Origin of the sequence: Tianxiuia mixotrophica (genome assembly GCF_050596425.1) — a bacterium.
In the GTDB taxonomy this organism is placed as follows: Bacteria; Bacillota; Clostridia; order Peptostreptococcales; family Acidaminobacteraceae.
Genome location: NZ_CP192292.1, coordinates 2,396,096 through 2,410,635, shown reverse-complemented (window position 1 = coordinate 2,410,635; position 14,540 = coordinate 2,396,096). Strand labels below are relative to the sequence as shown.

Here is a 14,540-nt window from a genome sequence, read left to right as displayed (position 1 = left end):
ATCAAGCTTTCGGTGATATGAATCTAAGGAGAAAATGACTCGATTATATGAAACTTAGGAGGTCAATAAAGTGGGACAGACTATGGCATTTGATCAATTGACAATTGAAGAATATGTTCACCATACCAAAGCTCTGTCTGCTGGTCTTTGCCGAAATGGACCTGACCCGGCGGCATATGTGACCCTCGTTCGGGACCATAAGAAAATTCCTTTCATCATGCAAAGTCTTGAAAAGCATAGCCAAGGCACCCTAAAGTCTCTTAAACTTCAACTGGCCCTCGTGGAAAATGGCTTAACCATTTACGCACCAGCTCATTTTGGCACCCCCCTTTCCATTTATAGCGAGAGTATTCAACCTTATGGTACATTTGACTTGATTGAACGTATCATAGCTGGTCTTTGCCAGTTTGAAGCTTTGGATTATGCCCTGTTCATGCAACTTTTGCTCCCAGACAAGTACATAGTGGATTCCAATGATATGCCAAGGCTTCTATTTTATATTCATGACATCCAAGGTTTTGCACAAGATACAAGCACAAACAATGAAGCCATACTATATGAAATGATGTACAACCTAATCACATCGTGCTTTGCGTCAGATTATGTTCCAAAGCAGTTGCAGACCTTTGCTAACAAGGTCAAATCTGGTCACTACGCCACATGCCTAGAAACCCTTGAAGGCCTGCGAGATGCCCGTAAAGCATATTATAATTCTGATTTAGAACGAAAAGGTGAGAAGTTTGTTAGAGCCATATGGTCATTTGTACAGGGCCATGCCCTTCTTATTTCCCTCCTTCTTCTTGTTGGTGTTTATGGACTCTACTGGTTCTTTTACACAAAACCTTCAATTTCAGACACGGTTTATAAAACACGTATTGGTGATGTCTTATTTGTTTCTGAAGCTGAACAATCAAATAGTGATACAGACTCTGAAACATATGTCCTCATATTTCCAAATGAGCCGAGCCCTCAAGAGGACACACAACAAGACTCTGGTGACGATACCAGCGCTGACACACCAGAGGTTGATTTAGGTGATACAGAAAACATCATTATCCAGCCTGGCGACAATCTTTTTAGAATTTCACTTCGGTATTATGGAGACGGAAATTACTACACTCGTCTGGCCAAATACAATAACATTCCAAATCCAGACCTCATTCCTATTGGTATGAGTTTAGAAATACCACCACTGGAACGCCTGCTGAATGAGACCCAGTAAATAGACTTAAAATAAAACCTGCCAAGGCACATTAGGACTTGTCCTTATTGCCTGGCAGGTTTTTTTGAGCCATTTGAAAAATGTTATTTACAACTGTCACAATTTAATACTGATCTGTGCTTTTCCAATATTGATTTTTCCTATAAATTACTGATCTTTCTTTATATATAGACTTATTAATAGACTTTATATATTGAGTTCCTATATATATATATATCTAATTAAAGAACCTTTTACACTGTTCAAGACTACTATTCAAGACTACTATTCAAGACTCTTCTTCTTGCTAGAACCTGAGAATACGACAAAGACCACCATGAGAGCCAGAACCCCCACTGCAATAAGGCCAATGCCCTTTTGAGCACCAAGACCCAGCATAATGGCAATAACAACAGGTCCAATCATACGACCGATATTGCCAACGAACTCAAAATGTCCAGATGCTGACGACTCACCCATGGCCTGTGCAGCCTCAAGTTCAAGAAAATAGCTGTTGTAAGCTGCTTCTCCAAAACCATCTGACATTCCCAGTACAACAACAGCAAGGAGAGCCCCAACTAGGTTTCCCGTTATCGCAAAGGTTAATAAAGAAAGTCCTGTCAACAAGCTTGCTAGGGCTGCCGCAGATTTTATGCCCAGTTTTCTTTCCCCAATTTGTGCAAATGCTGGCCCTAAGTAGACAATGATGAGCCCATATAGAGTAAAGGCCAGACCAATAACAGAAGTGGATAGACCCTGTTCTTCAGCATAAACCGGGAAAAAGTACTCGAGATACATGCCTGCAATATAAGCCGGTATGAGAACCGCTATAAAAAACAAGAGGACCTTTGGATTCATGTAAAAACGCAAGACGGATATGGAGGATTTTTCTTGGTCATGGTCTGCTTGCATGTTTTCAGGAAGCCTCATCTGCGTCACAACAAATATAAAACTGATGCCTGCAAATACGGCCATCACGTAAAACACCGGGAGCATGCCGATTTTATCAGCCAAGTTGGCACCCATAACAACACCAACATTCATGCCTGCCACAGCACCAGCTGTGAGTTGCGCAAAGCCTTCATTTCTAACTGCTGTAGAGGAACCAATATTAACATAGCCCCGTAGTGCCATAAACATAAAACCCGTTCCCACGCCTGAAAGTGTCCGCATACCCACAAAGTAGAGTATGTCACTTGATAGGGCAGTGAGAACCGCTGCAATAGCCACAACTACCGCACCGATAACAAACGTCTTTTTCCACCCATTGGCCTGGGCAAAGTAGCCAGCAAAGAGCATGGTCACCCCGCTTGCTAGAACTTCGGCTGAAATTGGCAGACCAATAACCAGGCTCTGATCCAGACCCCAAAGAGGTCGTGCCAGGTCTTTGGCAAGAAGTGGTATAAAGGCCAAGGCCATATAAACCGTTATAAATATCAGGAATGACAAGGGACGAACCATTGGCATATCCGTATCATTCAAATACTTTCCATGAGGTGCCATCTTTTCCCTTTCCTTACGATCAGTAATGAGTTGGTTTAAGAAGGCAAACTCAACGGACATAAGCACAATGACAATAACTAGGGTCAGTAGGTCAATTAGAAGATTTCTAATAACTTCAGCCGTTTTCTCTTGGAAAATGTATAAATTGGTGCCGACTTCAAATACAGCCACAATGTTTCCCTGTGAATCGTACACAGGTGCCATGGAAAAGAGCCATTCTCCATCGTTATCAATTTCAGTGTCGCTGGAAATGCCTCCCTCATTGGCAATTTTAAAGAAGTCATAATCAGGATCACTGGTGTAGGCATCAAATGGATAATATGGTGTCATAGCCCCATCATTGTACATAAGACCAAAGACACGTTCGTCTTCTATTCTGTAAAGTGCAGTGTATAGGTTTTCATTCCATAAATCTGAGTTGTAATTTAAAACTTCATTAAGCTGTTCGAAAACCAAATTGTAGTCATCACCCAAGTAGTCTTTCGGAGACTCAATGCGACCGACGGCATCACCGTCTATGACCTTAGACAAATTCTGTGAACTCAGTTTAAGGTTTCGACTCACTTCATCTGAATACAAGCTATAAAAGTTATCAATAGACATGTTGCCCACCAAATAGGCTGTTATTGATATAATGACAACTATGGCAGCCACTTTAGGGAGGATTGCAGGAAGTTTTCTGTCCATTATATTGACATAGGTATCTACAAGAGCCATGGCAATGGTACTGAACAAGACCACAATAGCGATCCAGTTTACCCAGGCACTCAGTCCCACCTTCCCACTTGGAATATATTCCGAGTGACTCGTATATTGATATGCACCTTGACTTGGTATGATTTCTATAGCATCAAAAAAGTTGGAAACACCCATGTGACCGTCAGGTGAAAGTGATATGTTGTAATAGGTTTCTTGACGGTCGTCAATCCCGCTTTCTAATAAAAGCTCATGGGTCATAACCACTTCTACATGACCATCCTCCATTAACTTTCGAACACTGCCATCTCCAAGGTTTGTAAAGTAAATGATTCCTTCACTGTACTCAAGGGACCATGGCAAGACATATTTCTCATCAAGGTTCATGTCTGAACCATCAAAAATGATTTTGGTTTCCCCCTCAGGAGAGACCTCCATGATATAGCCATCGCGGGTGGTCACGGCATAGTTTTCGTTTTTATAGTATGTGATGTCCTGAACCAGAAAACTTGAGTTTTCAAGCCATGTCTCACTTATTAGATCCGCCCTGCCATCTTGAGGATCCTTGTAGTAAATTATGGTATCGTCTATGATTTCAAAGAATGACAGACCTTCTTCAGCCCATGTCAGACCCATTAATGTTGGCACAAGAATGTCTTCTCTGTCATGGTTGAGCATATATGGCGTGTCTATATACTTGCCCTGTCTGTCATATTTTAAAATTGACTCGTATTCAATATAAGATCCAGTTGCGTCCCACCTGTGACTCATAACATATATGTGATCTTTGACAGGTAAAACCTCAGTTGCAAAATAGAAATTCTGCACCCCTCTTTTACCGCCATGAAGTATAAACTCCACATGACCATCCTTGGCTCCAAGAATACGCTTGTTGGAGTCATCAATAATATATTGACCCCTTGTATCTGTAGCATGGTAAGAAGGATACAGTGGTTCAATATTCTCTGACGGATTGGTCCTAAAATATGAGAACATTTGTATTAAAAAAGATGATGCTGCAACGATTAAAAGTGCATAAAGACCAAATCGAATTGATTTTTTCACACGGATTCCTCCTTTTTCACCTGCTCCTTGGTCTCTCTTTAACAGGTCTATTGTACGCATGAATTATTCTGACAACTTTCTCTTCGATACGCTGTGGTCTGAAAAATAGGCCACACCCTTTTCGACGAATCGACAGGGTCTATAAAGCAGTTTAGACTTTCTAAGTCCAGGAATCCCCAAGTCTTCTTCCCGGTTGGTGAAGGCATAATCCTTACCATACATATGGGCAAACTCTTTTATAAGTGCCACATAGGCCCCTTTGTAGTCTCTAATGGCTTTTTCTATTAAAACCAAAAACATATTATCTGTTAGGGCCTCGCCAATCGAAAAAGCGATTGGTTTGTCCTTTGACTTTATGACGCAACCTATACAGTCCAGTTCACTCAAATACTTAAGGACTTTTTTTATGCCTTCTTTTTCGGCATTCAAAATATCACTTTCAGTCATGTTGCCATACCAATCATCCAACATTTCCAAAATAGCCTTGGCATCAATCTCACTTAGTCTATGAACGCTTGTGTCATGGTTTCTTTGAAAACTCTTGTACATGTCCAACTTGCGTCTCAGTTTTTTGTGTTGAGTTTGGACAAATCATGACTTGGATAGACATACTCATATTGGTCTCTGAGAAGCTTGAACTTCATTTTATAATCAACCTGCTTTTTTAGCTGGATGTACTGAAGTCGTGTTATGCTTCTTATTGTCATAATTTCACCATGTTCTTCAAAATCATCTTTCACCTTTTCAATGACACGTCCTAAATCCCCCCTGCCAACGGGCATGTGAATATAGGGCACAGTCTCATGGGGCGCTTGTAGATGCACAACAAGAAAACCATCTATTACTGCGTATTTAATGTCATAAGCCTCTGCCCATAGAAGCAGTTGCGTAAAACTGTAATCTGATACTTCTGACTCATAGGTCTTATAATACAAGTCAAAAATAGCCTTGTCCCCAATGTCCACGACCTTCCAATCAATCATTAAAGTCCCTCCCACCCTTATACTAACTATACCCAACACCTTCAAATTGACGATTTTCAACACGAAAAATTTATATAGCTTTAGATTCAGTATTTTTTTTACATAAAATATCCATTGAAAGACTAAAATTTGGGTATATTTCACCAAGAGGGGAAAGGGGATTTTCTATGGCACTTGATCATTTAAACATATATAGGCATCCAAATAAAACTTGTGAAACCGTCGAGGTGTATTTAAATGCATCAAATCACCTTGCGCCACTTAGCAACCTGCAAAATGCCAGAATGATGCTGGCTTATGCAAGAGCAGCTTTATTACTGGATTACATACCTGTATCATCGGAACAAATCGTGTCTTATTATCTTGTCTTAATGAAGGAGGGATCTCCAACAGACAAGTTCGAAATACGTCTTTATATATCTGATTTATTTGAATATATCATGGATCACAAGACATCTTTTGTATGGCTGGAAGCCTTAGAAAGCGACAAAGTTCTGGGACTAACGCCCGATCAAGCCGCTAGAATTTATTTAAGACATTGCCAGCATTTTATGAAAAACCAGCAAATTCATCTGGCTTATGACATGGCAAAAAATGCCCATAAGCTTTCGCTTCTTACAGACTCTGTTGAGCTTATTGTTATATCACTTATGCAGCTGTCTTCTGTTTCAAAACTAAACGGCGACTACATACTTTCCAGACAATACCTATCAAAAGCCTGTCGACTTTCAGATAAAAACGGTATCGCTTGGCTTCACGGTCGGTGCTTATTGGAACTGGGCGAAGTCGACAGTTTTCTTGGCGCTGGCAAGTATGCCCTTAATCTTTATGAAAAAGCTCGACGCTTATTCAGCGCCCTTCAATATGCCGGTGGGTATGCACGCACATCCATGAACTTAATTCGTGAAGTTTGCGCCCATAGTCCTGAACATTTTCAAAGTTTATTAGATGATGTTATGAAGCAATTAAATGACATGCAGGGCTCTGATCCTTTTCTGCTTTGGATAAACGTCCAGGTCCTTAGCCTTTACAGCCTACATTTAAGTCAGCAAACCAGAGAATCTATGCAAAAAACTCAAGGCATACTTAGGCAACGCATTCAAGAGCAAGGGCTTCATCACAAGAAAATGTCTAAATTACTAATAGATGACCTCGCAACAGCCAATTACGAGCTTGAAGTCTTTAAACAAGCGGAATCAAGTACTAGACTTTCAGTGGGGGCTATTGATTTTTACAGGTCTCTCATGAATAAAAAAATTGACACCGCCTCCCATGAAATAAGAAACGCTGTCTCCATTTTGAAAATGAGTGTTGAAGCTGTTAAGGATGGGCATATTGACATTAATAAAGGCATGCTTGACACCATGCTTAAAAAAATTGAGTCCATCGGTTGTATTGTGGATGAACTTGATCTTGACGAAGAGGATGGCAATTCTCCAACGGATCTTATGAAGCCCGTTCAAACAAATGTTGATCATATCGCTAGCTACTGTGAAATGGCATATGCATACACAGATAACAGGGTCCATATTCACAGAAACAAATCCGTGGATGAAGTTTTTTTAGTTGCCACTTTGCTGCCAGTTACCCAGGTTATAGATAATTTGGTTTCAAATGCTTTAAAGTATTCACCAAGTCACTCAAAGGTGCATATTTCCTACAGAAGTTCCAATAATTTTATTGTATTTAGTGTCCTTGATCAAGGGTGTGGAATTTCTGCTCAAGATCAGATTCACATCTTTGAACCCTATTTCCGTGTAAGCGGTCGTAAGGAAGAAGGCAAGGGGCTGGGTCTTCATTTTTGCAGGGAAACTATAGAGACCTTAGGTGGACAAATATGGGTTGACAGTCACTTGGGCCGCGGGTCGCAGTTTTCATTTAGCTTACCAGTCAAAGTTGAAGCTTAATGACGTTCTCATTTCTTAAGATGTTTCATTTTGGAATCTACATAATGTATATTTTCATTATAAAAACGACCACATAAAAACGACCGCCAAAAGGCGGTCGTTCACTATTTTCAAGCAATATATTTTATAATAATCTAATTTTGACTTGAATTTTCACACAGGTGCTCGTTGAACTTATACCCGTGGTTTCTTTTTGTCATTATAAAGGCTTTGTTGGGCTCTATTTTATGTAGTTTCTTCCTCAAATTGCTGATGTGCACCAGCACACCCCTTGTGTCACCCATAGAATTTTCAAACCATAACTTCTCGTAAATGGCATCGGACGTAAAATACATGCCCGGCTGTTCAGCCAGTATTGATAAAATTTGAAACTCCGTTTGAGTCAGAGGGACTTTTACCCGGCCTATATGGACAGACTGATTTTCATGATCAATGGTAATGTGATTGTATTTTATTACGGCACTTGATGAAGTGTGCTTTTTTTCTTCATGGCGCCTCAAATGAACCCGCACCTTCTCTGTTAGAAGTTGTGGATGGAAAGGCTTTAGTATATAGTCTTCCGCCCCTGAACGAAGGCCATTAATTTGATCTTGAACCCGCTTTTTCGATGTCAGAAAAATAACTGGCACGTCACTAATCTCCTTGATTTTATGTATGACATCAAAGCCTGAAATATCAGGCAAGCCCACATCAAGAAGCACTAGGTCAGGCTTATGGGTTGTGATATAACGAATGGCAGAATTGCCATCTGAAACATGGTCTAACTCCAAATTTTCTTTGTCAAAATAGAGTTTTGTAAGATCGTAAATTTCCTGTTCGTCCTCTATCATGAGAATTTTACTTGTGCTTGTCATACGCGCCTCCCGTTGTTAAACAATCACCAGCACATACAGTTTAATCGCCTACTTTTCCCCGCCGCTGTTTCCGTTTTCTTTATTCATGTTAAAGTTAACAGGACGTGATGGAATAATTGTCGAGATAGCATGTTTGTATATCATTTGTTGCTTGCCGTCACTATCCATAACAATTGTGTAGCTATCAAACCCTTTTACATATCCCTTGATCTGGTAACCACTCACAAGGAAAATAGTAATTGGTGTGTGATCCTTTCGACAGTGATTCAAAAAAATGTCTTGCAGGTTAAGTGCTGATTTCATATAACCCCTCCTATGCTTTCTTCTCTTTTATATAGTTATCTATATGATCCAGAAGTTGCTCTAAACCACCAAGCTTATCAATATCAAACCATTGAAGGTTGTCGTATCGTCTTAACCAAGTGAGTTGTCTTTTTGCATATCTTCTAGAACTTTGCTTAATGATGCTTACCATGGTGTCGTAGTCATATCTGTTATCGAGATAGGCCAGCACTTCCTTATAGCCTATACCCTTCATAGATTGGTGACAATCGGTTAATCCCATATTTTTTAAATTTTTCACTTCTTCAAGAAGACCCATCTCAAGCATTATATCCACTCGTTTATTTATGCGTGCATATAGCTTCTTACGATTGCCTGTTAAAGCGACAAAAATAAAGTTATATTTGTCATTTGGAACTGGGTCAGTGGCAAAGTCTTTTGAAGTCCCCCCCGTAACCTTACATATTTCAAGGGCCCGGATCACGCGCTTCATATTGTTGTGGTGGATTCTCTGAGCCGCTTCGGGATCAAGGTCTTTGAGCAGGCTGTGTACATACTCTGAACCCTTTTCCATGGCCTGTCGGCGCATTTCTTCTCTGAACTCTGGATCACCAACAGTTTCGGAAAAATCCATTTTGAAAAGGAGGGCATTGAGGTAAAGTCCCGTTCCTCCAACGACTATTGGTAGTTTTCCTCTACTGAGTATATCGTCAATCTTCTCAAAAGCGTCCTTTTGAAAATCGGAAACACTATATGCTTCTTTTGGGTCAAGAAAATCAATTAAATGATGGGGCACATCCCCCATCTCTTGCGCTGTCGGTTTGGCACTGCCAATATCCATGTGCTTATAGATTTGCATGGAATCTGCCGATACCACTTCCCCACCAAATCGCTTTGCCATTTCAATAGATGTGGCTGTCTTACCCACTGCAGTTGGTCCACCTATTATAAGTACTGTTTTGTTATCCATAACTATGTCCTTTTAAACTTCTTCTCAATTTCAGATTTTGTAATCGATATAATTATTGGTCTCCCATGAGGGCACGTGTATGGATCACTTAACTCTGACAATTGTTTTGTGAGTGTTTCCACTTCCATATCTGCCATATGATCATGGGCCTTGATTGCCGTTTTGCAGGATTCCTGCATTATTTTTTCAAGTTTTTCACTGGTCGCTTCAAGACCAGTTGTGTCACTGGAGGCCAACCTGTCAGTCGCCTTCCTAAATAGGGCATGCGCACCATCTCGACCGAGAAGGGCTGGTATTTCACGTATAACTATGGTATTGCCACCAAAGTCATCTATAGCAAGACCTAGGGATTCATAAGCCTTCATATTTGACATGACCGATCCATGTTCACTATAGGACATTTCAATTAATATCGGATCCAGTAAAATCTGTCTATCTAGGGCTGACCGTCTATACTGGTCAAGCAAGCTTTCATAAAGTATTTTTTCATGGGCTGCATGTTGGTCAATCAAGTACATTCGCCCACTTTTTTCAAATATTAGATAGGTCATAAAGATTTGCCCAATATAGCGTAGGTCCTCATAAATTTCTGCCTTATGGCCTACAAGGTCACGGGTAACGGCAATATCTTCAAGGTTTGTTTCTGCCCTTTTGTCTTCACGAATAAAGGGGTCTTTAACTGTGAGGGCATTTTCTGAAAGTGCTGATAGATCAGGGGCTATATCTTTATAACTGAATCCTGAATTCTCAGCAATCGAAGGACTTGGTGCCCTTAAACCTGAATTTGCAGGCGTATACGTCACTGATTTATTATAGTGTCCGTCCTGTTTTCTTTCTTTTACCGTCTCATCTTCCTTATTCAATGTGGTCTCGCCATGAACATGAGTCTCTTGAGGGTTGTCTTTCTTAGGCGCATAGGCTTGTCCACCGCTTGTGCTATTTGACCCTTGGTCAAGAGAACCTTTCTCCAGCGCTTGATCATGGACCGATTCACTTTCAGATTTCACACCACTATTCATTTGCGTTTGTGCTTGAACCTGTTTTTCATGCCCTGATTCAGACTTGACCTTAGATTCATACACCGGATGTCGCCTGATGTCTTCAACTTTTTTCTCAATAAGACCATTGTCTGTTTTTTTTGGCGTATTGTACAAGACAGGCACATCATCTTTGTTGGTTTTATCAGATGCTTTCCCTTCATCCATGACAACTTTTTTAAAAAGCTTGTCATCACTTAATGAAACCACAGGTGTCTGATTATATGATAGTAGGGTTTCACGTACTGCGGTGTACATGATTTGCTTGACTATGCCTTCTTGATGAAATTTGATCTCTGTCTTGGCTGGGTGAATATTCACATCTACCTTGGTGTGATCAATATCCACCATTATAAAACACGCTGGAAAACGACCGGGTGTCAACATGGTTCTATAGGCCATTGAAAGACCATCCATAAGAAGAGATGATTTAACGTATCGTCCATTTACAAAGAAGTTTTGCATACTCCTATTGCCTCTTGTATACTGGAGATTGGTCATAAAGCCCTTTATGGTCAGTCCGTTTTCAGTTTTATCTATAGGAATCAGATTCCGTGTCATTTCCTTATCGTAAACAGCATATATGGCTTTGAAGAGATCCCCTTTTCCCGGTGTTGTAAACATATTTTTGTCATTAACAATATAGCGAAAACCGATTTCACTATGGGATAGGGCCAATTTATTGACAATGTCACTGATAGCAGTGACCTCTGCATTGTCTGATTTTAGAAATTTTAAGCGGGCTGGGGTATTAAAGAACAAGTCTTTGACAACCATAGTCGTTCCTACTGGACAACCTGTTTCCTCATTTGAAAGTTTTCGTCCCCCGGACATAGACAGTTTAATCCCCGTCTCTTTCGTGGCCTGTCTGGTTATAACATCCATATTTGAAACCGCACTGATACTGGCAAGGGCCTCCCCCTAAAGCCTAGAGTGGCAACCTTGTAAATATCATCGACCGTTTCAATTTTACTTGTGGCGTGGCGCTCAAAGGCTAGATCAACATCTTCAGCGTCAATCCCCCCACCATTATCCGTAACACGTATTAAGGCCTTCCCAGCCTTTTTAATTTCAATGGTGATCTTGCTTGCACCAGCATCAATAGCGTTTTCAACGAGCTCCTTCACAACCGCTGCTGGTCTTTCAACAACTTCCCCCGCTGCAATTTTATTGGAAATATTGGGTTGTAACTTGTGAATTCTTCTCATCATCTATCACCTACAGTTTTTTCGCTTTTTGAACCAGTTCATAAACAAGATTCATAGCATCCATTGGGGTCATTCCCATAACATCTGTATTTTTGAGGGCTTCAATCACTTCATTGCCTTCAGAGCATTTTTCAGGAAATAGAGACAATTGGATCTCTTCCTCATGAACCTCTTGATGACTCTCATCGTTTGCTCTGTCTTTAGGCACCTTAGCTTTACTATGTTCTAAACTTCCCTTTTCATAAACCACTCTGTCACTGGAGCCTAAATCATGGTCTGAGGTCAAATTGGAAACATTCCTATTTATATCGCTCTCTTCCAGCTTCTCAAGTATGTTCTTTGCCTTTTCAATTACGGCATATGGAACACCTGCCAGTTTTGCAACTTGAATACCATAACTCTGGTTGGCACCTCCACGGATGATTTTGTGAAGAAAGACGATGTCATCACCAACTTCTTTTACGGAAATACAGAAGTTTTTCACACCATGAAAACGGCCTTCTAACTCCGTTAACTCATGATAGTGTGTCGCAAACATGGTCTTTGCTTCAACGCCACCCTTTTCTGTCAGATAATCCACAACGGCCCATGCAATGGAAAGACCGTCATACGTGGAGGTTCCTCGCCCAATCTCATCTAAAATGATGAGGGACTTTGAAGTGGCATTATGCAGGATGTTGGCCAGTTCTGACATTTCCACCATAAAGGTAGACTGCCCCTGAGACAGGTCATCCGATGCCCCAACGCGAGTGAAAATCCTGTCCACGATGCCTATTTCAGCGAATTCAGCAGGGACATAGCAACCTATTTGTGCCATTAGGGTAATGAGGGCCACCTGGCGCAAATACGTAGACTTACCAGCCATGTTGGGACCAGTAATAATGTAAAACTGATTTTCGTCATGGTCAAGGTGGGAGTTATTGGGCACAAAGAGCTCACTCTCAGCAATTCTTTCAACCACAGGATGACGGCCTTCTCGAATGGCAATCTCTCCCCCATCCGTTACAACAGGTCTTGTATAATTGTTTCTTGAACTCACAAGAGCAAACGATTGAAGGGCGTCAAGAGCTGATATGGCCTTAGCCGTTTTCTGGATGCGCGACACATGATCCAGTATTTTTTCACGAAGCTCTGTAAAAAGTTTATACTCTAAGCCAACTATTTTTTCTTCAGCCCCAAGGACCTTGGTTTCAATCTCTTTAAGTTCTGGTGTTATATAACGCTCTGAGTTGGCAAGCGTCTGCTTTCTCTCATAGTCCTCTGGCACAAGGTGGCTATTGGCGCGCGTAACATCTATATAGTAGCCAAACACCTTGTTAAAGCCAATTTTAAGCGTTTTAATCCCTGTTCTTTCCCGTTCCCTTGTTTCAATGTTCATAATCCAGTTCTTGCCGTTAACCACAGCGTCACGAAGCTCTGCCACTTCTGCGTTGTAGCCCGATTTTATAATACCGCCTTCACGCAAGCTGATTGGAGGTTCTTCCATAACAGCCTGGTCTAAAAGCTCGTATAAGTCACTCAGGGGATCTATTTGGTCAAGAAGCGTTTTTAAGGCGCCTGCAGGCTCGGCTTCAAGAAGATCAATAATACCCGGTAGAACGGATATGGAAGATTTTAAAGCTATCATGTCTCTTGCATTAATATTGTTATAAACGAGTTTTGAGGAAAGTCTTTCAAGGTCATATATCTCCCTTAGTTTTTCCTTGAGTTCGTCTCTAAAGACAATATCCTCCACAAGGGCCTCGACAGCATCTTGTCTTTCTATGATTTTATCCTTGCTTAAAAGGGGTTCTTCGATCCATCTTCGTATGGTTCTTGCCCCCATAGATGTGGCTGTTTTGTCTAGAACCCATAGAAGTGACCCTTTTTTATCCTTGCCACGCATGGTTTCTGTGAGTTCAAGATTTCTTCTTGTAAACTTGTCTAAGACCATAAAGTGCTCTGGTTGATAAACATCCACATGGTCTAAATGGACAAGGGGTACCTTCTGCGTTTCTTCAATATAGCCCATTAAACCGCCCAGAGCTGAAACAATAGCAGGCGATTCCAGTCCAAGACCGTCCGCTGAAAACACACTAAATATGCGCTTAATGGTTTCATGAGCGTTGCTTTCTTTGAATGCGGCATCAGTATAATTGGTAAGCATAAATTGATCATATTTTTCTATAGTTGACATAACTATTTTACGCATACCAATTTCTTGTGGCATTATGATTTCTCGTGGAGCGACTTTAAGAATTTCGTCCGTGATTTTATGGTAGTCCGTCCCTGCTGGAAATTCTGTGGCTTTCAAGTCACCTGTGGTTATATCTGCAAATGCTATTCCAGTGCCCTCGTCCGTGTCATAAACGGACATGATGAAATTATTGGTCTTGTCATCAAGTAAGCCTGGTTCTATAACAGTCCCCGGTGTGATAATGCGGACAACATCTCGTTTAACGATGCCTTTGGCTGTTGCCGGATCTTCAATTTGTTCGCAAACCGCCACTTTGAATCCTTTTTGAATGAGTCGACCCATATAGCCTTCCGCTGAATGATAGGGAATGCCACAAAGGGGGGGCGCGTTCTTCAAGGCCACAATTACGACCCGTCAGGGTGAGTTCAAGTTCCCTAGAAGCCACTATGGCGTCTTCGAAAAACATCTCGTAAAAATCACCCAGTCTATAAAAAAGTATATAATCTTCATATCTATTTTTGATTTCAAAATACTGCTGCATCATAGGCGTCAGTTTGCCTTTGTTCTTTGCCATTTCTGCCTCCTAAATACCTTCTCGAACTATAATTATAACATAATTTTAGGGCACATTTGGGGATTATCTAGGAATTCAAAAATG

8 protein-coding genes and 2 pseudogenes are annotated in these 14,540 nt (G+C 40.9%); 2 read left to right on the top strand and 8 right to left on the bottom strand.

The genetic code is table 11. From position 1 onward, the window contains the following. Nucleotides 1–70 precede the first annotated feature (70 nt). On the top strand, nucleotides 71–1,222 hold the full coding sequence (locus ACQ4KW_RS10435) for a LysM peptidoglycan-binding domain-containing protein (protein WP_430886480.1): 1,152 nt from the start codon (nucleotides 71–73) through the stop codon (nucleotides 1,220–1,222). Between the two features lie 264 nt (nucleotides 1,223–1,486). Here the strand turns inward: ACQ4KW_RS10435 and ACQ4KW_RS10430 are convergent, their stop codons facing one another. Then, nucleotides 1,487–4,465 (bottom strand): MFS transporter, encoded by a 2,979-nt coding sequence (locus tag ACQ4KW_RS10430; protein ID WP_430886479.1) that lies wholly within the window; start codon nucleotides 4,463–4,465, stop codon nucleotides 1,487–1,489. A gap of 63 nt (nucleotides 4,466–4,528) precedes the next feature. Further along, nucleotides 4,529–5,448: pseudogene (locus ACQ4KW_RS10425) on the bottom strand (DUF2156 domain-containing protein). 167 nt (nucleotides 5,449–5,615) lie between these two features. Between ACQ4KW_RS10425 and ACQ4KW_RS10420 the strand changes: the two are divergent. After that, on the top strand, nucleotides 5,616–7,355 hold the full coding sequence (locus ACQ4KW_RS10420) for a sensor histidine kinase (protein ID WP_430886478.1): 1,740 nt from the start codon (nucleotides 5,616–5,618) through the stop codon (nucleotides 7,353–7,355). Between the two features lie 134 nt (nucleotides 7,356–7,489). On the opposite strand, the gene ACQ4KW_RS10415 is transcribed toward ACQ4KW_RS10420, so the two are convergent. From ACQ4KW_RS10415 to mutS, 6 genes and pseudogenes are all read right to left on the bottom strand, one after another. After that, complete coding sequence (locus ACQ4KW_RS10415; protein WP_430886477.1) at nucleotides 7,490–8,209, bottom strand: response regulator transcription factor; 720 nt, start codon at nucleotides 8,207–8,209, stop codon at nucleotides 7,490–7,492. A 48-nt stretch (nucleotides 8,210–8,257) separates the two neighbouring features. After that, a complete protein-coding gene (gene hfq, locus ACQ4KW_RS10410; RefSeq protein WP_430886476.1) occupies nucleotides 8,258–8,512 on the bottom strand; it encodes an RNA chaperone Hfq in 255 nt (84 codons plus the stop codon). Nucleotides 8,513–8,522: 10 nt separating this feature from the next. Further along, nucleotides 8,523–9,461: a tRNA (adenosine(37)-N6)-dimethylallyltransferase MiaA gene (gene miaA, locus ACQ4KW_RS10405; RefSeq protein ID WP_430886475.1), complete on the bottom strand. Its 939-nt coding sequence runs from the start codon at nucleotides 9,459–9,461 to the stop codon at nucleotides 8,523–8,525. Between the two features lie 2 nt (nucleotides 9,462–9,463). Further along, entirely contained in the window at nucleotides 9,464–11,383 is a 1,920-nt protein-coding gene (gene mutL / locus ACQ4KW_RS10400) for a DNA mismatch repair endonuclease MutL (protein WP_430886474.1), read from the bottom strand. Next, a complete protein-coding gene (locus ACQ4KW_RS10395; RefSeq protein WP_430886473.1) occupies nucleotides 11,371–11,706 on the bottom strand; it encodes an ATP-binding protein in 336 nt (111 codons plus the stop codon). The genes mutL and ACQ4KW_RS10395 overlap by 13 nt, the downstream gene beginning before the upstream one ends. A 10-nt stretch (nucleotides 11,707–11,716) precedes the next feature. Next, nucleotides 11,717–14,456: pseudogene (mutS, locus tag ACQ4KW_RS10390) on the bottom strand (DNA mismatch repair protein MutS). Between the last annotated feature and the right edge of the window lie 84 nt (nucleotides 14,457–14,540).

Coding starts and splice junctions, on each gene's coding strand:
- ACQ4KW_RS10420 (WP_430886478.1), top strand. CDS start 5,616: ATGGCACTTGATCATTTAAACATATATAGGCATCCAAATAAAACTTGT.
- ACQ4KW_RS10415 (WP_430886477.1), bottom strand. CDS start 8,209: ATGACAAGCACAAGTAAAATTCTCATGATAGAGGACGAACAGGAAATT.
- hfq (WP_430886476.1), bottom strand. CDS start 8,512: ATGAAATCAGCACTTAACCTGCAAGACATTTTTTTGAATCACTGTCGA.
- miaA (WP_430886475.1), bottom strand. CDS start 9,461: ATGGATAACAAAACAGTACTTATAATAGGTGGACCAACTGCAGTGGGT.
- mutL (WP_430886474.1), bottom strand. CDS start 11,383: ATGGATGTTATAACCAGACAGGCCACGAAAGAGACGGGGATTAAACTG.
- ACQ4KW_RS10395 (WP_430886473.1), bottom strand. CDS start 11,706: ATGAGAAGAATTCACAAGTTACAACCCAATATTTCCAATAAAATTGCA.